Origin of the sequence: Haloarcula regularis, from assembly GCF_029338315.1 — an archaeon.
Lineage (GTDB): Archaea > Halobacteriota > Halobacteria > Halobacteriales > Haloarculaceae > Haloarcula > Haloarcula regularis.
Genome location: NZ_CP119794.1, coordinates 986,244 through 1,010,185 on the forward strand (window position 1 = coordinate 986,244; position 23,942 = coordinate 1,010,185).

Annotated in this window: 27 protein-coding genes, 1 tRNA gene and 3 pseudogenes; 23 read left to right on the top strand and 8 right to left on the bottom strand. The window is 66.5% G+C overall.

The features are described 5' to 3' along the window. Positions 1–4: 4 nt before the first annotated feature. The 4 genes and pseudogenes from P1N55_RS05370 to P1N55_RS05385 all read left to right on the top strand — a co-directional run bounded on the left by P1N55_RS05370 (position 5) and on the right by P1N55_RS05385 (position 3,741). Positions 5–1,684 carry an NADH-quinone oxidoreductase subunit D gene (locus tag P1N55_RS05370; RefSeq protein ID WP_276277925.1) on the top strand — a complete coding sequence of 560 codons (1,680 nt, stop codon included), beginning with the start codon at positions 5–7 and terminating at the stop codon, positions 1,682–1,684. Continuing rightward, complete coding sequence (locus tag P1N55_RS05375; RefSeq protein ID WP_276277926.1) at positions 1,684–2,730, top strand: complex I subunit 1/NuoH family protein; 1,047 nt, start codon at positions 1,684–1,686, stop codon at positions 2,728–2,730. The genes P1N55_RS05370 and P1N55_RS05375 overlap by 1 nt, the downstream gene beginning before the upstream one ends. Positions 2,731–2,767: 37 nt before the next feature. Next, positions 2,768–3,228, top strand: a pseudogene (locus P1N55_RS05380) (NuoI/complex I 23 kDa subunit family protein). A 114-nt stretch (positions 3,229–3,342) separates the two neighbouring features. Beyond that, complete coding sequence (locus P1N55_RS05385; protein WP_276277927.1) at positions 3,343–3,741, top strand: hypothetical protein; 399 nt, start codon at positions 3,343–3,345, stop codon at positions 3,739–3,741. 13 nt (positions 3,742–3,754) lie between these two features. Here P1N55_RS05385 and P1N55_RS05390 read toward each other — a convergent pair whose 3' ends face one another. Further along, entirely contained in the window at positions 3,755–4,744 is a 990-nt protein-coding gene (locus P1N55_RS05390) for a sodium:calcium antiporter (RefSeq protein WP_276277928.1), read from the bottom strand. 1 nt (position 4,745) lies between these two features. Next, positions 4,746–4,919 carry a hypothetical protein gene (locus P1N55_RS05395; protein ID WP_276277929.1) on the bottom strand — a complete coding sequence of 58 codons (174 nt, stop codon included), beginning with the start codon at positions 4,917–4,919 and terminating at the stop codon, positions 4,746–4,748. A 198-nt stretch (positions 4,920–5,117) separates the two neighbouring features. Here P1N55_RS05395 and P1N55_RS05400 point away from each other — a divergent pair, with 198 nt between their 5' ends. The 6 genes and pseudogenes from P1N55_RS05400 (at position 5,118) to P1N55_RS05425 (ending at position 11,289) form a co-directional block, all read left to right on the top strand. Further along, positions 5,118–5,387, top strand: a complete 270-nt coding sequence (locus tag P1N55_RS05400; protein ID WP_276277930.1) for an NADH-quinone oxidoreductase subunit J — start codon at positions 5,118–5,120, stop codon at positions 5,385–5,387. Beyond that, a pseudogene (locus P1N55_RS05405) lies at positions 5,384–5,765 on the top strand (proton-conducting membrane transporter). The gene P1N55_RS05400 and the pseudogene P1N55_RS05405 overlap by 4 nt, the downstream one beginning before the upstream one ends. Further along, positions 5,762–6,064: an NADH-quinone oxidoreductase subunit NuoK gene (nuoK, locus tag P1N55_RS05410; RefSeq protein ID WP_276277932.1), complete on the top strand. Its 303-nt coding sequence runs from the start codon at positions 5,762–5,764 to the stop codon at positions 6,062–6,064. The pseudogene P1N55_RS05405 and the gene nuoK overlap by 4 nt, the downstream one beginning before the upstream one ends. Positions 6,065–6,067: 3 nt before the next feature. Next, complete coding sequence (nuoL, locus tag P1N55_RS05415; RefSeq protein WP_276277933.1) at positions 6,068–8,161, top strand: NADH-quinone oxidoreductase subunit L; 2,094 nt, start codon at positions 6,068–6,070, stop codon at positions 8,159–8,161. 2 nt (positions 8,162–8,163) lie between these two features. After that, positions 8,164–9,699: a complex I subunit 4 family protein gene (locus P1N55_RS05420; protein WP_276278680.1), complete on the top strand. Its 1,536-nt coding sequence runs from the start codon at positions 8,164–8,166 to the stop codon at positions 9,697–9,699. 27 nt (positions 9,700–9,726) lie between these two features. Further along, the gene (locus tag P1N55_RS05425) at positions 9,727–11,289 is read left to right on the top strand and encodes an NADH-quinone oxidoreductase subunit N (RefSeq protein ID WP_276278681.1); all 1,563 of its coding nucleotides are present in this window, start codon (positions 9,727–9,729) and stop codon (positions 11,287–11,289) included. Positions 11,290–11,321: 32 nt separating this feature from the next. On the opposite strand, the gene P1N55_RS05430 is transcribed toward P1N55_RS05425, so the two are convergent. Next, complete coding sequence (locus P1N55_RS05430; protein ID WP_276277934.1) at positions 11,322–12,272, bottom strand: MBL fold metallo-hydrolase; 951 nt, start codon at positions 12,270–12,272, stop codon at positions 11,322–11,324. A 115-nt stretch (positions 12,273–12,387) separates the two neighbouring features. Between P1N55_RS05430 and P1N55_RS05435 the strand changes: the two genes are divergently transcribed. Together P1N55_RS05435 and P1N55_RS05440 are read left to right on the top strand one after the other, a co-directional pair. Continuing rightward, positions 12,388–12,657, top strand: coding sequence for a DUF7553 family protein (locus P1N55_RS05435; RefSeq protein ID WP_276277935.1), 270 nt, complete (start codon positions 12,388–12,390; stop codon positions 12,655–12,657). A 48-nt stretch (positions 12,658–12,705) separates the two neighbouring features. Then, positions 12,706–12,780, top strand: a tRNA-Val gene (locus P1N55_RS05440). Between the two features lie 393 nt (positions 12,781–13,173). On the opposite strand, the gene P1N55_RS05445 is transcribed toward P1N55_RS05440, so the two are convergent. Beyond that, a complete protein-coding gene (locus tag P1N55_RS05445; RefSeq protein ID WP_276277936.1) occupies positions 13,174–13,383 on the bottom strand; it encodes a hypothetical protein in 210 nt (69 codons plus the stop codon). A 125-nt stretch (positions 13,384–13,508) separates the two neighbouring features. Between P1N55_RS05445 and P1N55_RS05450 the strand changes: the two genes are divergently transcribed. The 10 genes from P1N55_RS05450 to P1N55_RS05495 all read left to right on the top strand — a co-directional run bounded on the left by P1N55_RS05450 (position 13,509) and on the right by P1N55_RS05495 (position 20,336). Continuing rightward, positions 13,509–13,709, top strand: coding sequence for a hypothetical protein (locus P1N55_RS05450; RefSeq protein ID WP_276277937.1), 201 nt, complete (start codon positions 13,509–13,511; stop codon positions 13,707–13,709). Continuing rightward, entirely contained in the window at positions 13,702–13,848 is a 147-nt protein-coding gene (locus tag P1N55_RS05455; RefSeq protein ID WP_276277938.1) for a hypothetical protein, read from the top strand. The genes P1N55_RS05450 and P1N55_RS05455 overlap by 8 nt, the downstream gene beginning before the upstream one ends. A 3-nt stretch (positions 13,849–13,851) precedes the next feature. Then, positions 13,852–14,058 (top strand): hypothetical protein, encoded by a 207-nt coding sequence (locus P1N55_RS05460; protein WP_276277939.1) that lies wholly within the window; start codon positions 13,852–13,854, stop codon positions 14,056–14,058. 312 nt (positions 14,059–14,370) lie between these two features. Then, on the top strand, positions 14,371–14,946 hold the full coding sequence (locus P1N55_RS05465) for a hypothetical protein (protein WP_276277940.1): 576 nt from the start codon (positions 14,371–14,373) through the stop codon (positions 14,944–14,946). Between the two features lie 6 nt (positions 14,947–14,952). Then, positions 14,953–15,849, top strand: coding sequence for a hypothetical protein (locus tag P1N55_RS05470; RefSeq protein WP_276277941.1), 897 nt, complete (start codon positions 14,953–14,955; stop codon positions 15,847–15,849). 121 nt (positions 15,850–15,970) lie between these two features. Beyond that, the gene (locus tag P1N55_RS05475) at positions 15,971–16,372 is read left to right on the top strand and encodes a zinc ribbon domain-containing protein (protein WP_276277942.1); all 402 of its coding nucleotides are present in this window, start codon (positions 15,971–15,973) and stop codon (positions 16,370–16,372) included. Next, on the top strand, positions 16,372–16,797 hold the full coding sequence (locus tag P1N55_RS05480; RefSeq protein WP_276277943.1) for a hypothetical protein: 426 nt from the start codon (positions 16,372–16,374) through the stop codon (positions 16,795–16,797). Before P1N55_RS05475 ends, P1N55_RS05480 begins: the two co-directional genes overlap by 1 nt. 82 nt (positions 16,798–16,879) lie before the next feature. Continuing rightward, positions 16,880–17,710 (top strand): Hsp70 family protein, encoded by an 831-nt coding sequence (locus P1N55_RS05485; protein WP_276277944.1) that lies wholly within the window; start codon positions 16,880–16,882, stop codon positions 17,708–17,710. Further along, entirely contained in the window at positions 17,707–18,417 is a 711-nt protein-coding gene (locus P1N55_RS05490) for an Hsp70 family protein (RefSeq protein WP_276278682.1), read from the top strand. Before P1N55_RS05485 ends, P1N55_RS05490 begins: the two co-directional genes overlap by 4 nt. A 71-nt stretch (positions 18,418–18,488) precedes the next feature. Further along, positions 18,489–20,336, top strand: coding sequence for an Hsp70 family protein (locus P1N55_RS05495; RefSeq protein WP_276277945.1), 1,848 nt, complete (start codon positions 18,489–18,491; stop codon positions 20,334–20,336). A gap of 66 nt (positions 20,337–20,402) precedes the next feature. On the opposite strand, the gene P1N55_RS05500 is transcribed toward P1N55_RS05495, so the two are convergent. The 4 genes from P1N55_RS05500 to P1N55_RS05515 form a co-directional block, all read right to left on the bottom strand. After that, complete coding sequence (locus P1N55_RS05500) at positions 20,403–21,914, bottom strand: hypothetical protein (protein WP_276277946.1); 1,512 nt, start codon at positions 21,912–21,914, stop codon at positions 20,403–20,405. Position 21,915: 1 nt separating this feature from the next. Then, on the bottom strand, positions 21,916–22,782 hold the full coding sequence (locus P1N55_RS05505) for a hypothetical protein (RefSeq protein WP_276277947.1): 867 nt from the start codon (positions 22,780–22,782) through the stop codon (positions 21,916–21,918). Between the two features lie 21 nt (positions 22,783–22,803). Then, complete coding sequence (locus P1N55_RS05510) at positions 22,804–23,376, bottom strand: hypothetical protein (protein WP_276277948.1); 573 nt, start codon at positions 23,374–23,376, stop codon at positions 22,804–22,806. Positions 23,377–23,670: 294 nt separating this feature from the next. Further along, positions 23,671–23,868 carry a hypothetical protein gene (locus P1N55_RS05515; protein ID WP_276277949.1) on the bottom strand — a complete coding sequence of 66 codons (198 nt, stop codon included), beginning with the start codon at positions 23,866–23,868 and terminating at the stop codon, positions 23,671–23,673. On the opposite strand from P1N55_RS05515, the pseudogene P1N55_RS19900 reads away from it, so the two are divergent. After that, positions 23,818–23,922 (top strand): annotated as a pseudogene (locus P1N55_RS19900) (hypothetical protein); the annotation flags it as partial. The gene P1N55_RS05515 and the pseudogene P1N55_RS19900 overlap by 51 nt on opposite strands. Positions 23,923–23,942: the final 20 nt, after the last annotated feature.

Sequence of the window (23,942 nt, forward strand, 5' to 3'; positions counted from 1 at the left end):
TCGCGTGAGTATAGAGAAAGTACCAGAATCCGACGGCGAAATCGGTGTCACGGAGGACGGCCTCGACTACGACGCGCTCGCGGACCTGCTCGGTGGCCACGTGATCGGCCGCGAGACCCACGTCAACGCCGAGGGATTCGTCATCCGACCCGACGAGGTACAGGAGGTCCTCTCGACGCTGAAGACCGAAGCGGGCTTCGACCACTGTTCCTGTGTCACCGCACAGGAGTACGACGACCGCTACGAGTCGATCTACCACCTGCGGAAGTACGACGACCCGACCCAGGAACTGTCGGTCGTCGTCCCGACGACGAAGGACGACCCGACGAGTCAGTCCGCGGCCCGCGTCTACGACACGGCCGACTGGCACGAACGCGAGGCCTACGACCTGGTCGGTATCAACTACGACGATCACCCGGATCTGCGGCGGATCCTCCTGCCCGAGACCTGGCAGGGCCACCCGCTCTCGAAGGACTTCAACCAGGACCAGCCACAGATCGTCACGCTCCGGGAGAACGCGAACCCGCTGCAGGGCGACCACCGCAGCGAGGACGACCCGGACACGATGTTCATCAACATCGGCCCCCACCACCCGGCGACCCACGGCGTCCTGCACGTGAAGACGACGCTGGACGGCGAGCAGATCGCCGACATCGACCCGGACATCGGTTACCTGCACCGCTGTGAGGAGCAGATGTGCCAGCAGGGGACCTACCGCCACCAGATCATGCCGTATCCCGACCGGTGGGACTACGTCTCGGCCGGCATCCTCAACGAGTGGGCCTACGCGCGGGCCGCGGAGGACCTGGCGGAGATCGAGGTGCCGGAGTACGCACAGATCATCCGGACGATGTCGGCGGAGTTCTGCCGCATCGCCGCGCACATGCTCGCGCTCGGGACCTTCGCGCTGGACGTCTTCGGCGACTTCACCGCCATCTTCCAGTACGCGTTCCGCGACCGCGAGGTCGTCCAGAACATCTTAGAGGACCTCACCGGCCAGCGCCTGATGTTCAACTACCTCCGACTGGGCGGCGTCGCGTGGGACCTGCCCGAACCCCGCGAGGAGTTCTTCGAGAAGATCCGGGACTTCCTCGACGAACTCCCCCACAAGTTAGAGGAGTACCACGACCTCATCACGGGCAACGAGATCTTCCAGATGCGGTGTGTCGACACCGGCGTCCTCACGCCCGAGATGGCAAAGCAGTACGGTGCGACCGGTCCCGTGGCACGTGGGTCGGGCGTCGACTACGACCTCCGGCGAGACGACCCGTACGGTTACTACGACGAACTGGACTGGAACGTCGTCACCGAAGAGGGCTGTGACAACTTCTCGCGCGTGCTCGTCCGCATGCGCGAGGTGGAGGAGTCGGCCCGCATCATCGAGCAGTGTGTCGACCTGCTCGAACAGTGGCCCGAAGACGAGCGAGAGATTCAGGCCAACGTCCCCCGGACGCTGCGTCCGGACCCGGACAAGGAGATCTACCGCGCCGTCGAAGGCGCGAAGGGCGAACTCGGCATCTACATCCGTTCCGACGGGACGGACAAGCCCGCTCGGTTCAAGATACGCAGTCCGTGCTTCTCGAACCTGCAGACGCTGCCCGAGATGTCCCAGGGCGAGTACGTCCCGGACATGGTCGCGTCGCTGGGTAGCCTCGACATCGTCCTCGGGGAGGTGGACCGCTGATGCTCCAGGAGTCCGCCCCGCTCCCCGAGGCACTGGCGAACCTGCTGGGCCTGGACCCGAACAGCACGCTCGTGATGATACTCATGAGCCTCATCGGTGCGGCGTTCATCGGGTCGCTGATGATGACCAACACGGCGCTGGCCGGCCCGTGGGCCAAGCGAAAGATTACGGCGGCGTTCACGGACCGCATCGCCGTCAACCGCATCGGCCCGTTCGGCCTGCTCATCATCGTGGCCGACGCCGTCCGACTGCTCTCGAAGGAGCTCATCGTCCCCGAGGGCGTCGACCGCCCGGCGTGGGACCTCGCGCCGCTGGTCATCGCTAGCACCGCGCTGCTTGGCTTTGCCGTCATCCCGATGGGCAACGGCATCCAGCTGGCCGACCCCGAGGTCGGCCTGGCGTACGTCTTCGCGACGGCGTCGATGGCCTCCGTCGGCCTGGTGATGGCCGGCTACGCGTCGAACAACAAGTACTCGTTCCTCGGCGGCCTGCGCGCCGTCGCACAGAACCTGGCCTACGAGATTCCGCTCATCCTCACTGGGGCGTCGGTCGTCATCTTCGCCGGCTCGCTCCAGATGAGCGAGATCGTCGCGGCCCAGAGCCAGACGCTCGTCGGGCCCATCCCGTCGTGGTACGCCTTCGTCAACCCCTTCGCGTTCGTCCTCTTTATGATCGCGAATCTCGCGGAGGTCGGGCGCAACCCGTTCGACATCCCCGAAGCGCCGACCGAAATCGTCGCCGGGTATCAGACCGAGTACTCCTCGGTCTACTTCGTCCTGGTCTACTTAGGCGAGTTCATCCACATCTTCCTGGGCGGGGCCATCATCGCCACCATCTTCCTCGGTGGCCCGGCCGGCCCCGTGCTCCCGGGCATCGTGTGGTTCATGATCAAGATCTGGGGCGTCTTCCTGTTCACACAGTGGGCCCGATCGGCGGTCCCGCGCGTGCGCATCGACCAGCTCATCGAGATCGGCTGGAAGGGCATGCTCGTGCTCTCGCTGGCCAACCTCATGCTGACCGCGGTCATCGTCGGGGTGATCGCCTGATGTCTGTCGGCGAGTCTGCTGCCGGAGGTGACTCCAAATGATAGGAATCCTGAAATCGATGGCGACGACGATGAAACACGCGCTCGACGGGGAGACGTTCACGGTCGAGTACCCCGACGTCGCCCCGAGGTGAGCCCCCGCTTTCGCGGCGTCCACAAGTGGAGCCAGGAGCGGTGTATCTGGTGTCGGCAGTGCGAGAACGTCTGTCCGAACGACACCATCCAGATCGTGATGGACGACCAGCGCAACGGCGAGGAGTACAACCTCCACATCGGCCAGTGTATCTACTGCCGTCTGTGCGAGGAGGTCTGCCCGACCGACGCCATCCTGCTGACCCAGAACTTCGAGTTCACCGCGGACACGAAAGACGAGTTCGCCTACAACAAAGAGCAACTCAAGAACGTGCCGTGGTACAAGGACATCGACCCGCTGGAGTCGCGTGAACCGGACCGGGGTGCCTGGATCGGCGAGGGCGACGGCGAAGTCGACTACCAGTAAGTTGCAGTACGGGACCGAGCGGAGCGAGGGCCCGCTTTTTCGCCCACGTTTTTCGAGGAGACGCGACCACCGCGAGGGGACGAGACTTATGTCGTACCCACGATACCAGCCGACATGGACCGGCGAGCGTATCTCGGCGGGGTCGCGATGGCGGTGACCGGCCTCAGCGGGTGTGGCGGCGGTGAGAGCGAGGCCCCGGCGGCCGGCGAGATAGACGTCACCTTCGAGACCAGGGCGTCCCGGAGTTACATGGTCAGGCTGGAACTGGTCGACGCCGACGGCGACGTCGTCGACGAGCTGGAATCGGAGTTCCCGCCGGATCAGGACGACGCGCCGAGCTTCTTCGCGAGCGGACTCACGAACGGACCCTACACCATCACCGTCTCGACCGACGCCGACAGCCAGACGCTGGAGTGGTCGCCAGCGGACTGCAACCGGTTCGAACTCAGCGTGACGCTGCTCCCGGACGGCCTCCTCGAGTACAGCGGGCGCTGTTCGGCGGCGGATTCCTGAGCCGAGCGCGTGGCTACTGCCCCGGGAACAGGAGGAGACGTCCGGTCACGAAGACGAAGTAAAAGCCCAGCAGGTAGGCGCCCTCGGTCCGGGTGAGCGTCCCGTCGCGGACGGACGTCGACCAGACGAGCAGGCCGGCGCCGACGGCCAGTTTGACCGGGAGGTCCCAGACGACGACGGCCAGCGGGACGTGGTACGTCGAGACGACGCCGCCGAGGCCGATGCCGACGAGCGGGTTCACGACGTTACTGCCCACGAGCGTGCCCAGGGCCACGTTGGGCGCGCGCCGGCGGATAGCCTCCATCACCGTCGTCAGTTCGGGCAGGGCGGCGGCGACACCGAGGGTCACGACGCCGACCATCGACCCGCCCAGCGCGAGCGACGCGACGACTGTCTCGACGACCGAGAGCAGCAGCGACGCGGACAGCAGGACCACGACCAGCAGCGTGGTGGCGACGAGTGCGTCGCGGCGGGGGTCCGTGCTGGGGCGTTCGCGCATCGCGTCGGGCTGTCGCCGGCCGGCCACCCGGACGACCACGTAGGCAACGTAGAGGGCGAGCAGCGCGGCCCCGTCGAGTCGGCTGACGGTCCCGTCGGCGGCCACCAGGAGCGTCACGGCCAGCGCGCCGAGCATCGGGAGGTAGCTCTCGCGGACGAACGAGCGAGAGAGGGGCACGCGCCCGTAAGCGATGAGCAGGACGCCCACGAGGAGGAACTGCTGGACCGTCGAGGACCCCATGTTCCCGCCGAGGACGACGGCGGAGGTGACCTCGTAGTCCAGGACGCCGGAGACGATGCCCAGCGAGGCGACCAGGTGGGAACTGAGTTCCGGGAGGCTGGTCCCCACCGCGAGGACGGTCATCCCCACGAGCACCTCGTCGACGTCGTAGTACTCGGCGAGTGCGAGCAGGCGGTCGATGGCGCGACCCGCGGCGGTCACCAGGGCATAGAGCGCGACGGCGCCGACCGACACTTGCGTCAGGAGCGCCTCGGTCACCACCATCTCAGCGGCCGGCCAGCCAGGTGTCGTCCCACTCGAGCTCGTGGGCCGGGTCGAAGGCCTCGGTGGTCCAGACCGGGCAGTTCTCGCACTCCCAGACGCGCCCGACGGCCCCGTCGCGGATGACGACGCCCACCGAGGCCCAGGTGTGCCGGTCGCAGTAGTCCCCGTCAGACATGTTTGCAAGCGGGGACGGACGGGACCGGCAAAAGTCTATCTCCGCGTCAGGCACACGACACTGTCGGCCCGAGCGGACCCATCGCGACGTGCGTCCCGATCCGACCGAGATATCCCGGCGAGGAACCGGCAACATATACAGCGACCGCGAGCGCAAAGAGGAATCTTCAAAGGGCCGCCGGCAAGAGAACCAAACAAGATGGCACTGTACGAAACAATCGCGTTCGTGCTGTTCGCTCTCGTTACCGTGAGCAGCGCGGCCGGCGTCGTGCTCGTGCGCGACGTCTGGCACTCGGCGTTGTTACTGGGCGTGTCACTGCTCAGCGTCGCCGTGTTCTACGTCATGAACCAGGCAGCATTCGTCGCGACGATGCAGATTCTGGTGTACATCGGCGGCGTCCTCGTGCTCATCACTTTCGCAGTGATGCTGACCCGGGAGGACGAGTCGGTGATCGAGGTGACACCATGACCACCAAACCCCAGCTGTCGACGGAAGGGAGTCTCGTGGCGGGACTGGCCGCAGTCGCACTGTTCGTCGTGTTCGCTGCGGTGTTCATGACCGCGTCGTTCCCGGCGCCGGTCGGGTTCGGCGAGTCGGCCGCGATCACGTCGAGCCTCGGGGCCGCGATGTTCGATATCTCGCCGAGCGTCCTGATGGGCGAGGGCGAGACGGCCGTCCCCGCCGAAGGGTTCCTCATCGCCTTCGAGACCATCGACGCCGTCCTCGTGGCCGCGCTCGTGGGCGATCATGCTGGCGCGCCGCGAGGAGAGCGGCGAGAACGTCACGCTGAACCCCGACGGAAGCGAGGACCAGGCTGTCGCGACGGACGGGGGTGACGAGTCGTGATCCCCGTCGAGTCGTACCTCCTGCTCTCTGCGGCCGTGTTCTGCATCGGCCTCTTTGGCATCCTCACGCGTAAGAACGCGCTCATCTTCCTGATGTCCGTCGAGCTGATGCTCAACGCCGCGAACATCAACTTCGTCGCGTTCTCCCTCCAGCACGGCAATCTCACGGGCCAGGTCTTCACCCTGTTCACGATGGCGCTGGCGGCCGCCGAGGTGGCAGTCGGCATCGGCATCGTGCTGGTCCTGTACCGGAACTTCAGCGACGTGGACGTCACGATTCCGACGACGATGAGGTGGTAACACATGGCTGCATTCACATACGCACCCGCGATCGTGCTGTTGCCGTTCGTATCGTTCCTGGTCGCGCTGTTCCTCGGCGACCGGATGCCGAAAGGCGGTGCGCTGGCCGGCATCGCCGCGACCGGTGGCTCGCTCGCCCTCTCCATCTGGGTCGCACTCACTGTCGCCGGTGGCGGCGTCTACAACGAGTTCGTCTACACGTGGGTCGCCGGCATCGAGTCGGTGACGCTGCGCTTTGGACTCCTTCTGGACCCGCTCTCTGCGCTGATGTTGCTCATCGTCACGCTCATCTCCTTCCTCGTCCACATCTTCTCGCTCGGGTACATGAACGACGAGGACGAGACGGGCCTCCCGCGCTACTACGCCGGCCTCGGCCTGTTCACGGCGAGCATGCTCGGGTTCGTCGTCGCCAACAACCTCCTGATGGCGTTCATGTTCTTCGAGCTGGTGGGGCTGTGTTCCTACCTGCTCATCGGGTTCTGGTTCCGCGAGGACGGCCCGCCGAGCGCCGCGAAGAAGGCGTTCCTCGTCACCCGCTTCGGTGACTACTTCTTCCTCATCGGCGTCGTCGGCGTCGTCGCCACCTTCGGCACGGGGCTGTTTGCCCCCATCACCGAGGGCGGCGAGGTCGTCGCCCAGAGCTTCCCGGTGCTGGCCGAACACGCCGTCGTCGACGGCGAGACGGCCGGCATCGCGATGCTCGACACCGTCGGCCTCGGTCCGCAGGCCTGGTTCACGGTGCTGGGCCTGCTGGTACTCGGTGGGGTCATCGGCAAGTCCGCACAGTTCCCGCTGCACACCTGGCTCCCCGACGCGATGGAGGGCCCGACGCCCGTCTCGGCGCTCATCCACGCCGCGACGATGGTCGCGGCCGGGGTCTATCTGGTCGCGCGGATGTACGGCTTCTACGCCATCTCGCCGACGGCCCTCGCCGTCATCGCGCTGGTCGGCGGCTTCACCGCCTTGTTCGCCGCCACGATGGGGCTGGTGAAACAGGAGATCAAGCAGGTGCTCGCGTACTCCACCATCTCCCAGTACGGGTACATGATGCTCGCGCTGGGCTCGGGTGGCTACATCGCCGCCGTCTTCCACCTGACCACCCACGCCGTGTTCAAGGCGCTGCTGTTCCTCGGCGCGGGGTCGGTCATCATCGCCATGCACCACAACGAGAACATGTGGGACATGGGCGGCCTGAAAGACAAGATGCCGGTGACATACTACGCGTTCCTCTCCGGGTCGCTGGCGCTCGCTGGCATCCTGCCCTTTGCCGGCTTCTGGTCGAAAGACGAGGTGCTCTACGAGGCGCTCATCCACGGCCTGGGGAGCGAGGGCGGCCTCGCCACCTCGTACATCGTCGCGTACGCGATGGGGCTGCTGGCCGTCTTCTTCACCGGCTTCTACACCTTCCGGATGGTCTTCCTGACCTTCCACGGCGAGCCCCGGACAGACACCGCGCGTGACCCGCACGGCGTTCGCTGGAACGTCAAGGGCCCGCTGGCGGTGCTGGGCGTGCTCGCCGCGACGGTCGGGTTCATCAACATGAAGCCCGTCGCGGAACTGACCGGCGCGCACATCGACTTCCTGCACGCGTGGCTCGAGGGGCCCGAAGAGGGCGGCTGGCCGGCCGCGCTCGTGACCGACTCGCATCACTACGGCGAACTCCTCCACGACGTGGCAGGCGTCTCGGCCGGCGAACCGCTCGGTTCGATCGGCACGCTCCTGGCGTCGGCGGCCGTCTCGCTCGCGCTCGCAGTCGCCGGGGCCGGCCTCGCGACCACGCTCTACCGCGGGCCGGACCCGGTCGAGCACACGGACAAACTCGGCAGTCTGAAGACCCTATTCATGCACAACTACTACCAGGACGAGTACCAGGTGTGGCTCGCGACGGGGCTTACCTACCCCCTCGCACGCGTGATGGACAAGTTCGACCAGGGCGTCGTCGACGGCGTCGTCAACGGCGTCTCAAGCGTGAGCCTGTTCAGCGGCCAGCGCATCCGGCGCATCCAGTCAGGCGTCGTCAGTAACTACGCGACGCTGCTGACGCTGGGACTGGTCCTCTTGCTCGCTGCGTTCGGCATCATCGGGGGGTGGTTCTGATGGTGATGGTCGCTGCACTCCTCGCGATCACGCTGCTGGGCGCTGGCGTCGTCATGCTCTCGCCCGACCGCTACGCCGGCAAGCTCGCCGCCGCCGTCAGCGCCGTCCCGGCGCTGCTGAGCGTCTACATGTACTGGGCCTACCTGACCCAGTTCGAGGGCACCGGCAACGCCCTGCTCCAGCCGGGCGACGTCGCCTTCGGCCAGCAGATCCCGTGGATCGACTTCGGTGGTCTCACGATCTCCTACTACGTCGGCCTGGACGGCGTCAGCATGCCGCTGCTCGCGCTGACGACCATCCTGACCACGCTTGCCATCGTCTCGGCCTGGACGCCCATCGACGAGCGCCAGTCTCAGTTCTACGGCCTGATGCTGTTCATGGAGACGAGTCTCATCGGCGTCTTCAGCGCGCTCGATTTCTTCCTCTGGTTCGTCTTCTGGGAGGGCGTGCTCATCCCGATGTACTTCCTCATCGGCGTCTGGGGCGGCCCACGGCGCAAGTACGCCGCCATCAAGTTCTTCGTCTACACCAACGTGGCCTCGCTGGTCATGTTCGCGGGCCTGTTCGCGCTGGTCTTCTCGACTGACCTCACCTCGCTGGCCCTGCCGGCGATGGCCGAGGCGTTCCGGTCGGCCAGCGGCCTGCCAACCGTCTTCGGGATGAACCTGCTGACACTCTCGTTTATCCTGATGTTCTTCGGGTTCGCGGTGAAGGTGCCCGTCTTCCCGTTCCACACCTGGCTCCCGGACGCCCACGTCGAGGCGCCGACGCCGGTGTCGGTGATGCTGGCCGGCGTCCTCCTGAAGATGGGGACCTACGCGCTGCTGCGGTTCAACTTCACCATGCTGCCGGAGGTGGCCCAGCAGCTGGCGGTGCCGCTGGCCATCGTCGGCGTCGTCAGCGTCATCTACGGCGCGATGCTTGCGCTGGCCCAGCGTGACCTGAAACGCATCGTCGCGTACTCCTCTATCTCGTCGATGGGCTATGTCATCCTGGGCCTGGTCGCCTTTACCCCCCACGGAATGGGCGGGGCGACCTTCCAGATGATCGCCCACGGCCTCATCTCGGGGCTGATGTTCATGTCCGTCGGCGTCATCTACAACGTGACCCACACGCGGATGGTCGGCGACATGTCCGGGCTAGCCGATAAAATGCCCTGGACGGTCGGCATCTTCGTCTCGGCCGCCTTCGGCTACATGGGACTGCCCCTGATGGCCGGGTTCGCCGCCGAGTTCCTCATCTTCCAGGGCGCGTTCGACGCCGCGACGCTCGGGAGCGCCGCGCCGGTGCTCACGGCCGCCGCGATGTTCGGCATCGTCATCGTCGCAGGCTACCTGCTGTGGGCCATGCAGCGCACCCTCTTCGGTGCGTTCAACCTCGAGACGGACTACACGGTGTCTGAGGCACCGTTCCACGACGTCGCACCGCTGGCGGTGCTCTTGCTGCTCGTCATCGTGCTCGGCGTCAACCCCGACCTCTCCTACGAGATGATACAGAACTCGATTCTTCCGGTCATAGACCTCGGAGGTGGTGCATAGATGGTAACACAGGTGGCGCCGCTGCAGATGGCGGCCCTGCCCGGATGGACGGCGCTGGCACCCGTGCTGGCGCTGGCCGTGACCGCGCTCGTGTTGTTGCTGGTCGACAGCATCGATCCCGACACGACCGACACCAGCTTGCTCGCCGGCATCTCCGTCGTCGGTTCGCTGGTCTCGCTCGCGCTCGCCGTCTGGTTCGTCGTCGGCGGCACGGGCATCCCCACGGGCCAGGGCGGCCAGGGGACGCCGGTGCTGTTCAACGGCCAGCTGGTCGTCGACCAGCTGGCGCTGTTCTTCATGGTCATCGTCGGCAGCGTCACCGCGCTCGTGACGCTCGCGAGCTACGACTACGTGCGCGAGCACAGCTACCAGGCCGAGTACTACTCGCTGGTCCTGCTGGCCGCGACGGGGATGTCGCTGCTGTCGGCGACGAACTCCCTGGCGTCGGCGTTCGTCGCACTGGAACTCGTCTCCTTGCCCTCGTACGCGCTCGTCGCGTTCCTCAAGAAGAACAAGGGCAGTGTAGAGGCGGCGCTGAAGTACTTCCTCATCGGCGCCGTCTCCTCGGCGGTCTTCGCCTACGGCATCTCGCTGGTGTACGCCGCGACCGGCGTGCTCCGCTTCGACGCCGTCGCGACGGCCATCGAGAGCGGCGTCCTTCAGACCGTCGTCGACGGCTCGGTCCAGGCACAGGCCGGCGAACCGGCTGTCACGATGTCCATCCTCGGGGTCGGCATCCTCATGGTCATCGGCGGCGTCGCGTTCAAGACGGCCGCCGTCCCGTTCCACTTCTGGGCGCCGGAGGCCTACGAGGGTGCGCCCGCACCCATCTCCGGGTTCCTCTCCTCGGCGTCGAAGGCGGCCGGCTTCGTGCTCGCCTTTCGCGTGTTCGCCACCGCCTTCCCCATCCAGGCGCTCATCGCCGACGGCGGGGCCCTGAACTGGGTCGTCGCCTTCCAGATCCTGGCCATCGCGACGATGTTCATCGGGAACTTCGCCGCGGCCACCCAGGAGACGGTCAAGCGGATGCTGGCCTACTCCAGCGTCGGCCACGCGGGCTACGTCCTCATCGGACTGGCCGCGCTGTCCTCGTCGGGTGAGGGGCTGGCCTTCAGCCTCTCGGCCGGGATGGCCCACCTGCTCGTCTACGGCTTCATGAACACGGGAGCCTTCCTGTTCATCGCGCTGGCCGAGTACTGGGGCGTCGGCCGCCGCTTCGAGGACTACAACGGCCTCGGTCGCGAGGCCCCGCTGGCCTGTGCGGCGATGACTATCTTCCTGTTTAGCCTCGCCGGCCTGCCCATCGGCGGTGGATTCTTCTCGAAGTTCTACCTGTTCTCGGCGACGATGAACGTCGGGGCGTGGTCGCTCGCGGCCGCGCTCGTCATCAACAGCGCCCTCTCACTGTTCTACTACTCGCGGGTCGTGAAGGCGATGTGGATCGAAGAACCCGACGGCGAGGATCGGGTCGAATCCTACCCGACCGGCCTGTACACCGCCGTCGTCGCGGCCGCCGTCGCGACGGTGCTGCTCGTGCCCGGCTTCGACTACGTCTCCAGCGTGGCCTTCCGCGCGGCGACGCTCCTGTAGGCGGCTCGCGGTAGTTCTCGCTCGTTTCCCAATCAGGCCCGTTCGTAGACCACCACGCCGCCGGTATCGCGGCGCTCGACCCGTCCCTGCGTCTCCAGAACGTCGAGGTGACCGACGGCCTCGCTCATCCCCGAGAAGTACTCCGTCGCGGGCAGGTCGCCAAAGAGGCCGGTCATCACCGCCGCGGGCGTGGTCGCGCCCTCCGCGACGATATCGGCGACCTCGTCAGTCCGCCGGTCGTGGGCGGCCAGGATTTCGTCGATGCGGTCCGTCGGGGACTCGACGGGTTCTCTGTGGCCGGTGAGGAAGCGATCGTGGCCCTGCTCGCGGAGCCACCGCAGCGAGTCGTTGAACGCGGGCAGGACCTTGGGCCGCTGGCCGCCCCTGTCCGGTGGGGGCTGGAGGAAGGGGTTGGGTGTGATATCGCCCAGGACGTTGTCGCCCACGATGGCCGTGTGCTCGCCGCCGTCGTCGAAGCTGAAGATTATCTCGCCGGCCGCGTGGCCGGTGACCTCGTCGACGGTCAGTCGCTCGTCGTCGACGGTGACGACGTCGCCCGCGTCGAGTTCCCGGTCCGTGGCGACGCTCTGTGCGTACGCGAGGAAGGCCTCTGGGAGCTGGGTGACGGCCGCCGCCGTCTCCCGGGAGATGCCACACCGCTCGAAGAAGTCCGTGAAGTACTCCTGCTCGTACTGCAAGCGCGCGGCGAAGTCGTCCATGATGGCGGCCGCCTCGGGACTCGCGAGGACGCGGGCCCCGCGGGATCGCAGGCGGGCCGCCAGCCCGAAGTGGTCCGGATGAGGGTGTGTCACCAGCACCTGTTCGACGTCGCCGGGGCCGAGTTCCCTGGCCTCGAGCGTCTCGAGCAGTCGCGACCACGCTTCGTCGCTGTCCGGCCCCGGGTCGACGACGGTCCGACCGCCGACGTACGCGTTGACCGGGCCCACCTGGAACGGCGTCGGTATCGACACCCGTGTGAACATACCGTCGTGTTCCCGCCCATCGGCCAAAACAGTTCGTACCGTCCGGCTGGAGCGTGTCTCTCGACCCGTTGCGGGTGCCACAAAAGATATATTCGTCCTCTACGTAAGGACAGATATGAACAAACACTTCGAAGACGCACGCTACTACCTCAAGCGCGCCGGCGAGACAGCCAAGAAGGGCGTCGAGACCGAACTCGAACCCATCGAGGAGCGGTTCCGCGAACTGACCGGCAAAGAGGAAGAGCCCGAACCGGGCCGACTCGAGAAGGTCAAGGCCGACCTGCAAGAACTCCAGGAGAAAGCCGAGGGCGAGGCCGAGACGGCCATCGCCGACGCCCGCGCGAGGATCGACGACTACCGTGGCACCACGGAACAAGAGGCGTAACCGGAAAGCAATTCTTAAGACTATCCCCCCGATAGCCCTGGGTGTAGCGGGTTGGTGATCTAGTCCGGTTATGATACCTCCTTCACACGGAGGAAGTCGGCGGTTCGAATCCGCCCCAACCCACTTCTGCGACGAACGGACGTGAAGGAGCGAAGTGGGTACGAAGGATTCGAAGCAGAGCAGTCGCGCGCAACGAAGTGAGCACGTCTGTACGTGGTTCGAATCCGCCCCACTCCATTCTGACGCGACCTGCGACGAGCGAAGCGAGGAGCCAGTGGCGTCTGTGTGGATCCTCGGCTTCGGACCCCGAAAGCTGAGCGAAGCGAGTCGTTCTCCGGTGAGAAGCCGCCCCACTCCATACCGTACACTGTGAGCGACTGGTCCGAGTCGTCTAAATTGAACCCTGCGAGACGAACAGAGTGCGTCTCGCTCCGGCGAGCCCCATGCTGGTCCAATGTGGCCATCTCCCAGCGAGAGGGAAGGCGAAAGGCACGTACCGACTGGCCACGGGCCGGGTCACTCGGGGTCGGCATGCAACGAGAAGGCGACGCCGGTGACGGAGATCGACGCGCCCAGGACAGTCAGGCCGAGGTACGCGAACGCGATCGACCCCATGTCCTGGATGGCCGCGTGGTACTCGTTCGTCGTATGCAGGAACAGCAACAGGGTGCCTGCAACGCTGGTGAGGAGTCCTGCCACGGTGACCCAGAGGCCGAACTTCGCCATATTGTCAGCTCTGTCGCACCGCGTAAAAATAACACGCCCAGCAGTGCGCAGGCCCCCGCTTCACTTTCACTTTCACTCTCCACCCGTGGCTCACCCCTTTCTAGCACGGCGCCGAGGGTGGGGGTATGAGCACGCATCCGAACCAGCCCACGCCCGACTCGTCGACCGTTCGCAACCTGACGACCGTCGTCCTCGAGGAACGGCCGGACGGTGGCTGGGTCGCGACACAGACCGACATTCCGGTCGAGGGGCGCGGCGAGACCGCCGCCGAGGCGGCGACGAACTACTGCCGGCAGATCGACGGCCGTGCCCGGGACGATGCGTGAGTCGGGGGTTCGAATCGAGTACCACTGTCGGGGCTGTGGCTACGCCTCCAGCGAGTCGCTCGCCGACGTCGTCGCCTGCCCCCGATGTCACTCCATCAGCGACCACGAGCAGCGCGGCCGTGGCCCAGACGGAGGGTGAGCCGTGCCCGACGAGCGAGACATCGGCGCGGGGCCCGTCGACGGGTGGCGAATCCGGTGTCCGAACGGCCACGTCGATCTCCAGGACCAGCGCGGGCCGTCGGCGTACTGCAAGACCTGTGGGGCCGCCTATCCGTACGACGCCCTCGTCGACGCACGCGAGTCGAGCGCCGTCACGCTGGTGGGACCGGCAGACGACGCGGAGTCGTAGGGTCAGGCACCGCACCCGGAGGCAATGTAGCACCGGGACCGTAGACCACCCACTTTCGCCCCGCAGGCGTGGCCGACGACTATCCCGACGCTCGTCCGCTGTCTCCCCGTCTCGAACCCGATCCCGGTCGCGTTCGATATCGAGACGTCCGGCCTCGGGGACGATACTGTCGTCACCGTCGCCGGCTTCGCCCACGAGCTCGGTACCGTCCAGGTCCGAAACGCCGACGGACGTGACGCGGACCGCGCTCCCCGCGGACGTCGATCCGTCCGACCAGTATTACTATAGTTCGCTACCCGCTGTGGAAAATATATGGGGCAGACACGCGCGAACCAACTGGGGCGCCGGGGGCTCCTCACGCTCGCGGCGATGGCGATCACGGCCGTCTGCGGGACGGCGTGGGTCGCGGTCCTCGTGACGCAGTCGGGGTGGCACGGCCTGGTCGAGCCGGTACTGAAAGTCTCGCTGGCGGTGACCGGTTTGCTGGTCGGGTTCGTCCCCTGGACGCTCCGGCGGGCGGAGACGGTTACGTGTACGAACGTCCTCCGGGTCTTTACCGTCGTCGCGGCCAGCGCCGTCGCGGTCGGCGTCTGGGCCAACGGGGTCACGGCGCCGGCGAGTCTCGTCTGCTACGGGATGGTCGTGGTCGGCGCGGTGGCCGGCGGCGCCAGCGAGGCCATCGTCGCGAGCAAGGTGGGGCCGCTGGTGCTGACGTGGAACCTGATCTTGGTCCTGTACCTCACGGCACTGGTGGGCGTGGCGAGTCCGGCACTCGCCGGCGACCTGCCACGGCCCGTCGTCTCGGCCGTCGTCGCGACGCTGACCGTGGTCGGCTTCCACGGCGCGTTCGTCAGGGAACGGCAGGCGCTGGCAACGGAGGTGCAGTGACCCGTGTTGGGACTGATAAACGGGGCGATCTCGGAGACCAAGCGCTCGCTCTCGGTCGTCCTCAACGAACTGATCGTCCTGATCGCGCTGGGGATTTTCTTCGCCATCGTGAAAGTCGCCGTCGTCGTCACCGGCCTCGTCGTCTTGCTCGTCGGCTTCGTCGTTGAACTTGTTGCCGCGTCGCTGGGCGGGGTGCTGTACTCGCTGGGGACCCTCCTTATGGTGTCCTCGGCCATGTTCTCGGGCATAGCCGCATTCGAGGCGTTCAGGACCGAACTCGCCCAGAGCGCCTCGGACCGGGAGTTCCTCCCGCCCAGACAGCGGATTCCCCAGAATCCGATCGTGCTCTTCCTCGTGCCGCTCGCCGTCGCCGGAGCCACGGCTGTCGCGGCGCCGGGACTCCTCTTTGAGACCGGTACGCTCGCCTACGTCGTGACGGGCTACGTCTGTCTGAGCGTGCTCTACCGAGCCAACGCCGTCTGTGCCGGCTACGGGGACCGACAGTCGTCGTTCCTCTCGGATCCGCCGCCGTACCGGGGAGCGCTGCTAGAGTGGGGGGCGCCGCTGACGCAGATTGCCACCGGCATCGGCGTCGCGGTGGTCCTGCTGGGCGTCGAGGGCGCGCTGTTCGACTTCGTCTGGGCGGCCATCGCGCGACAGCTGGTCGCGTGGGCGCGGACGCTACCGCTGGTCTCCGGGGCGGCTGTAGACGCGCTGTGGCTGGCCGGCGGCCTCGCCATCGTGGTGCTACTCTACTGGCTCGCGTACGCGTTTTTCCCCCAGTTGCGGACCGCCCGGCAGACGTTGGTGGAACTGGGCGCGCTCGGTCTCGCCCTGCTGGCGGCCCTCTACGTGCGAGTCCGAGCGTTCGCGGCCCACGTGTTCCTCCTGCACCCGCGGTGACGGGGGTGGGTCGTCCGGGCGCCCCCGCCGGCACACGCCGACGAATTTTCCCGCTCCTGTCGGCGCTAAACCCGTGGCCTCGGCGTAACAATTAGATAACGGGTCCACGAAACAAACGTCAATGGCCGCGCTGGTTCAGGTGTTGGGGACGCTCGCGGTGCTGGTCACGCTCAGTGGCAGCTATCGACTGTTCTCGTTTTTCTTCGACGACCCGCTGTTCAGCGGGCTGGTCGCCGCGGCGGTGACCGTCGCGTTCATGATCGCCTTCCCGGTGGTAACGACGGCGCTCGGCCTCGCGGTGCTTGTCGCCCCGCTCGTGGTCGCCTACCGGTACCGTGACCGCCTCCCGTCGACGCCGGCCCTGCCGGCCCTGCCGGACCTGTCGGGGCTGTTCGACGAGGGACTCGGTTCGTCGACCGGCGAGACGGGGGGACAGCGGTGTCCGAACTGCGGTGCGACCAACGACCAGCTGAACCGACACTGTGACGACTGCGGGGCGCTCCTCGTCGGGGGTGACGCCTGATGCCCGGGCCGCTCCAGGTTGGCGGGGTGGGACCGACCTTCTTCAACCTGCTGGCGATCGCGATACTGCTGTTTTACGCGTACCACCACGTCGAGTACCGGCGCGCCAGCGACTCGAGGGTCGAGCGGACGGCGAGACAGCGCGCGACGGCGTCGCTGATGGGCTTTTGCTTCTACGCCGTGCTGGTGGCGGCTTACGGCCCGTCGGGCACCTGGGTCGAGCCCATCGGGTGGGCGGTCAACTCCTACTTCCGGCGGGTGGCAGAGGGCCTGGTGACGACGGGCACCACCGGGAGCGGCGGGTCCACGCTGCTCGCTGGCATCAAGGTACTCGGTCTGATGGCTTACGTGGTGCTGTTCTCGGCCCTGACCGTCTCGAACGGGGTGATAAAGCGCATCTGGAACGGTGTTTCCGACAGGATCTGACCTAAAAGATAGCCACCCCGTGGTTCAGATAATTTACCTGTTGCCAAAATTTTAAGCGCGTTCTGTCAGAGTACATGGTGAGATGGTTTTCAACATCGGGATCGACCTGGGCACGACGAACAGCGCGATGGCCGTCTACGACGACGAGTCGGAGTCGGTGCAGATGGTAGAGAACTTCAGCGGCGACCCGACGACGCCGTCGGTCGTCCAGGTACTCGAGGACGACGTCATCGTCGGCAAGGACGCGCTGGCGAACCAGGAGCGATACCCCGACCGGACGCTCGCGCGGACGAAACGCGACATGGGGAGCGACACGACCTACGAGATAGACGGGACCGAGTACCCACCCCAGCGCGTCGCCGGCTACATCCTCCAGAAGCTGAAAGAGGACGCCGAGGAGAGCGAGTTCGGCGACGACGTCGACGGGGCAGTCATCACGGTGCCGTACTACTTCGGCGGGTCCGCCCGGCAGGCCACGGAGGATGCCGGGACGAAGTTCGCCGACCTCAGCGTCTTCCGCCTGATGAACGAACCCACCGCGGCGTGTTACGCCTACGGCTACCAAGAGGAGAGCGATGAGACGCTCTTCGTCTACGACCTGGGTGGTGGCACCTTCGACGCGACGCTCGTCGAGGTGACGGAGGACGAAATCGACGTCATCGACTCCAACGGCGATGACGAACTCGGCGGGGAGAACTTCGACGACGAGCTCTACGAGTTCGCCCGCGAGGAGCTGATCGACCGGGGCGCCAGCGACCCCAACGAGTCGAAACACACCAAGGCGACGCTCCGAGAGAAGGTCAAAGAGACCAAAGAACAGCTCTCGGGCCGCGAGGACGCCGCCATCGCCTACCCTACCAGGCCGACGATTTCTACGAGGTCGAGCTGTCGCGGTCTGAGTTCCACGACCTGACCCAGGACTTAGTCGACAAGACGATCTCGCTCACCGAGGAGCTGTTCGATGACGGCGACTACGAGGTCGACGACATCGACAACGTCCTCCTGGTCGGCGGGAGCACCCGGATGCACCACGTCCAGGACGCCGTCGAGGAGTTCTTCGGGATGGAACCGTCGACGGACACGAATCCTGACCAGGTGGTCGCGAAGGGCGCAGCCCTCGAGGCGGCCCAGTACGACCCCGAGGGTGGGAACCTCCCGACCCAGAGCATCACGGACATCCTCTCGCACTCGCTGGGCGTCGAGACCCACAACGACGACGGCCCGAACCAGTTCGACCCGATTCTCGAAAAAGGCGCGGACCTCCCGAACCGAGAGACAAAACCCTACGGGAACCCCGACGAGACGGAGCAGAACCTCATCGTCAACGTCATCCAGGGCGAGGCGGACGAGGCCAACCACGAGGACAACGAGGAACTGGGCCGGTTCGTCCTCGAGGACGTCCCGGGCGATACGAAACTGAACGTCGAGTTCTACGTCAAAGAGGACGCGACCCTCGACGTGACCGCCGAGGCAGAGAACCGGGACATCGAGGGCGGCATCAACATCTCAGACGGTATCGGACTGACCCAGGAGGAGGCCGGGCGGATCAAAGAGGAGACCCAGGATTACACCTCGAAGGCCGTCCAGCGTCGCGAGGCGGACGCCGAGACCGACGACTGAAGCCCGGACGTTTCGACTCCCGAGAGGCGGCTCGTCGGCTCTCGCCGGCATCATCACGGATTTGACAAGCAATGGATCTCAGTATTCGACTGGATACCGACCGAGCAGTGTTCAGAGAGAGGAGCGGGACGAGCGAAACGTTCGAAGTCGTCCCCTCGCGAATCGCGCCGACGACGGCGGGCGTCGTCGTGGGAGACCAGGCGGTCGCGCGGGGCGGCCAACCGGTTCTGGACCCGGGAGCGCTCGCCGTCCCCGACGACGCGGCGGCCGACAGTGCACCGGGCCAGCTCCCGGTCGGCGTCTTCCTGGCGGCATGCGTCGGGGAGTTCTGGGGTGACCTCGAGTCCGGTGGACCGAGCGTCGACGGTGAGCCGACTGACGGCGGCCAGGCCGACGGGAGTGGGCTGAGCGCCACCGTTTCCGTACCCGGGTGGCTCGACGCCGACCAGCGGGCGGCCGTCCGGCGGGCGGCACGGTCCGCCCACCTTCCCGAGTGTCGGGTGGTCTGTCGGCCCACCCAGGTGGCCGCGGCGCTCGCGTCGGACCGGGACTCAGCGCTCCCTCGACCGGCCCCGGGCGCACTGGCGCTCGTCGTCGACGTCGGCGACAGGAGCGCCGACCTGGGCGTGTACGAGGCGACGGAGACGGGCCTGCGCGCACGCCGCCGGACGAACGTCGAGGGCCTCGGGAGCGCCGACTGGAGCCGCGCCGTCGCGACCACGCTCCTGGCACAGGCCGGCGAGGCCCGCGACGTGACCGTCGAGTACACGGACGGCGCGCTCGCCGAGCTCTCGGCGGCCGTCCGCGAGGCGGTCGGCGGCGACTCGACCCTCCCGGTGTCGGTCGAGCTGGAACTGGCCGACGGCGTCACGCTCACCGCGGGCGACCACACGCTCTCGGAGTCGCTCGAACTGGACCGGGAGATAACGACCGGACTCCTGCACGCGGCCCTCGAGGACTACGCCGCGGACCTGGCGGCCGCGGCCACGGACGTCCTCGCGGACGCAGACGTCACCCCGGACGACCTGTCGACGGCGGTGCTCGCCGGGGACGGCGCGGACCTCGAACCGTTGCGGAACGCGCTCGCCGGCCACGTCGGCGAGGCGACGACGGTCGTCCAGTACCCGCTGGGCGGGGCCGAGGACCCGGCGCCACCGGCCGACACGGACACGGTGACGGACACGCTCGACGGAGCCGTCCGCGTGGTCGCGATGGACGGCGAGGACCTGGCGGCGACGCCGACCGGCGGTTCGCTGGCCGGGGTCGACACGGTCAGGCAGGTGTCGGTCGCCACCCGGACCCCCGAGGGACAGCACGGGCGCCTCGACGTCGAGGTCAGCGACCCGGCGACCGGGGAGCCACGGGTCAGGGCGTCGTTCACCGTGTCCGGGTTCCCGGCGGTCGCCGGCGACGAGCAGGCGGCGACGACGCTCGGGGCCTCGGTAACCGGCGATCCGCCGGTGAGCGCCGACGACATCGAACTCGAGGTCATCGAATCGACGAGTGAGACAGCCCCGACCGTCGACCGCGAGACTTACGACGACGGCACCTGGCTCCAGTTTGCCGACGAGGGCGAGTTCACGCCCCTCCCGGACAGGGCACGGACGCCGATGGCAACCTACGCGCGACAGCGTGACGACCGGGGCCCGGACCGCCCCGACCCGAAGGCGGTCATCGAGGCGATTCACAGCGTCAGGACGAACCTCTGGCAGTGGGGTATCGTCAAAGAGAACCCCCTGGACCCGGACAACGTCGAGATAATCCTCCGGGAACTCGACCAGAGCTCGAACAGCAGCGCATCGAGTTTTTCGTCCCGGAGGTCGGGGCCGAGGCCGGGCCGCGGCGTCACTACATCAGGGAACAGCGGGCGGCCGACGAACCCGAGGGGACGATCCTCGAGGTGCTCGAACCCGGCGTGAAGGTCGACGGGGTCATCACCAAGAAGGCCATTGTCGCCATCGCCGGCTAGCCCCGGCCGCAGGGCCTCACTCCTCGCCGGCCCGCTCGTAGGCTTTCGACTGCCGGAGGTCCTCGACCCGGTCCAGCACCTCCCGTGCCAGCTGTTGCTGACTGTTCTCGCTGAACTTCGCGAGGTCGGCCCTGAGGTCATCAAGGATCTCCTCGTACGTGGCGGCAAACCCCTGCTGGATCTCTTCGACGAGGACCGTCTCGACGACGTGCTGGGCTTCCGCATCACTCACCTCGTCGAGGTCCATGTTCTCGATGGCCCGGGCGACCTCGTCGTCGTCGCCGCCGACGACGCTCGTCACCTGCTTGAACCGGTCGAACCGCCCGCCGCTCTCCGAGGCCTCCAGGTCGGCGTCCCCCTCGGCGAGCTCCAGGAACAGCTCCGCCGACTCCTTGGTGGACTCCCGGAGCGCCGTCTCGAGTTCCGACTGGCGGCGCTCGAGGGTGCTGTCGAGGTTCTCGAACAGCGTGTCGGCTGACTTGATCCTCTTCGCCCGGGACCGTTTCAGGTCGTCGAGCTCGTCCCGGTAGCGCGGGAGGTTCGAGACGGAGAGGGCCCCTTCCTTGTCGAGCGACTCGATGTGGGACACGAGGTCGAAGTCCCCGAGTTCGACCCGCCCGACCGGGTCGCCGATGACGACGTCGAACTTGTCCGTCTCCTTTCGCTGGTGGGAGACACACCGGAGCGCCCGGAGCGTGCCGTCGACGGCGTAGGCGAACCGGTCGACCTGGGTGAGCGACGCGTACATCTGGAAGCCCTGGCGGCGGTACTGCTCCCAGAACTGCGCGAGGTACTCGCTGTCCGGCGGCGTGACGCCCGAGGCCCGGCCGCCCGCGGTGGCTGCCGTCGGGCGGTCCCCCTGGGGCCCAGAGTCCGGCGAAGGCGACTCCGCCGAGTCGGTGCCGGGGTCGTCGGGTGAGGTATCGTCGCCAGTCGGGTCACCAGGAGCGCCGTCGTCGGGATTCAGGGTGTCGATGTCGACGAACTCGTCGTCGGCACCGGACCCGCTGTCGGATTCGTCCGGCGGCTGCTCGGGCCGGTCAGATCGGGACGTGATATCGCCCTCGAACCGCGTCGTTCGGGCGTCGTCTCGCTGGCGAACGCCGTTGGACCCGGGTCCGATGCGGGAATCGAGCCGCCGGACGTCGACGGTGGCCGACCCGTCGACGTCGGCGGTGAACGAGCGGGTGCGTGCGTCCCTGAGTTCGTTGACGACGTCTTTGATACTCGCCTCGCTGACTGCCTCCACCGGGGCCCAGAACACGTCGAAGTACGCCATCGTCGTGTTCCGACTCAGGTCGTCCTCGCGCTTTCCCTCGAAGACGACGACCAGGTGGTCGCCGATCGTCTCGAAGAAGTAGCCCGGCTCTCTGTTCAGTGCGCTGTCGCCGTCGTTGAGCAGTCTCGTCAGCGGGTCGGTACGGCTCGATTCCTCGGGCGTCGGAACGAACGTCGGTTCCGCGCCACGCTGGTAGTCGTACGTGTCGAATATCGCGTGGTCGAAGGTGAGGTTCAATCTCTGAGCCATGTCACCACCTCGTCGAATCCTTTGGTGACGAACCCGCCATCGTTGTCTCTTGCCAGTTTGTCCGATTTCGGATTCGTCGGGTCCGCCGGCGGGACGGCCGTGCTGAAGAAGGCGATGCGCTCGTTTTGCTCGACGTGGTCGAGCAGGTTCTGTACCTTGGGGCGTCCCCGAGCCTCAGCTTGTCGTCGAGGTGGGCATCCAGACCCCGATCGTACGTCCGCGGGGAGAACGACGCCTTGCTCTTCATGTCCGGGTCCGACGGGTCGTAATCGAGCAGGTCGACGGCCGTCGGGACGAGCGCCGTCTTGACCTTCTGTCCCGAGACGGCCTCGAGGACGTCCGAATCGAAGGTCGGTTCCTCGTCCCGGATGGTCATCTTGTGGAAATTGACCAGGAACAGTATCATCGAGGCCTGCGAGTAGTAGTGCTTGAAGATCGTCTCCCAGTCCCCGATGTCGAGCGCCTCGTCCCCGCCGATCTTCGACCTGACCGACCGGAACTCCGACTCCACCCGCGACTCGTCTATCGCGTCGTTTTTCACCTCGTCCCAGATGTTCGAGAGGACGATGTCGATCTGCTCGCCGGGGATGTCCACGAACTGGAAGTCGATGTCGGGGACGAGACTGCTCCCCTGGCTGAGCGTCAGTTCGACCACGTATCCCTCGGTGGTCTGGTCGGGATAGACGCCCCGGGTGTTCATCCGCTTGATGACCCCGTCGTAGAAGTCCTCCTCGACGTTACCCTCCTTCTTGCGGTACGTGACGTTGATATCGTCGGCCCGGTGTGCGTGCCGGTAGAGGCCGCCGATGAACGTCGACTTCGATCCTGCCTGTCCCGCCACGACCATCACGTTGTTGTTCTTTGGCATCGTTTTTCCAGGTTCGGTGATCTACTGTATCCACGGGAGCGCTTCGCTGTACGACGATGCGAGTTCGCGCCGGAGGATGCGGACGTACCCGACGACGACCACCGTCATCAACAGCGCGGCGATGAGAAACGGCGTGTCCCCGTTTGCGAGAAACGAGATCACGGTATACCCCATGCCGAACAGGTACGTCTCGATGCCCATGAGGCCAGCGAGCGCGATCGCGTGGAAGTTCGTCGGCTGGTTGAACCGGTAGTGGAGCATGCCGCCGACGAAGACCAGCACCGCGAGCAGGCCATAGGAGACGGCGTCGAGCAGTTCGATCCCCGGAACGGGCACCAGCACGCCCAGGAGCATGACCAGCGAGAGTCCCGTCGTCATGACGACACCGGAGGCCGTCCGGGAGCGCCACCGGAGGAGCAACAGCGAACCCAGCAAGACGAAGCTGAGCGCGTACTGCATCCGGAGCACTTCGCCTGGCAGCGCCCCGACGGTCTGTGCCCTGAACAGCACCGACCCGACGCCGAGAATCCCGGCCCCACCGTACACCAGGAGCACGTCCTGTTTCTCACCCTTGGATAACGCAGACCAGCGCATCTATCGTATCCATGCAGCATTTCATAGAATAATCTTGCGGTGCTACAGCAAATACCAATGCCCGAGAGGGGGGAAACGAGCAACACCCCCCGTCGCAGCACTCTGTCGTACCTATTGGTCGCCGGCACGATGGCCGAGTCAGGTGGCGTTGGCAACCGGCCACGGAACCGTCGTCCCGGAGGTTGCCCCGGGGAACACCTTCGTGCGGGGGGCGCTGTCGTTAAATCTACCCCCCAAGCCGTGATAAGATATATGATATCACGGATCGCAGGCATACGTATGCCAGTCGAGCTGTCAGCGTATCCGAAGAAGAACCCGATCGAGGTGGGCGGCGACCGGTTCACCGGCGCCATCGACTTCGACGTCGAACCGCCGGACGACCCGCTCCCGGTCCACGTCGTCTTCTGCATCGACAAGAGCGGGTCGATGTCGGGCCGTGACATCGAAGTCGCGAAGGAGGGGCTGATTCAGGCGACAGAGGGCCTCCGGCACCAGGACGTCTTCGGCGTCGTGGCCTTCTCGAGCAGCGCCGAGGTGCTCGTTTCACCCACCCAGGGCGACAACGC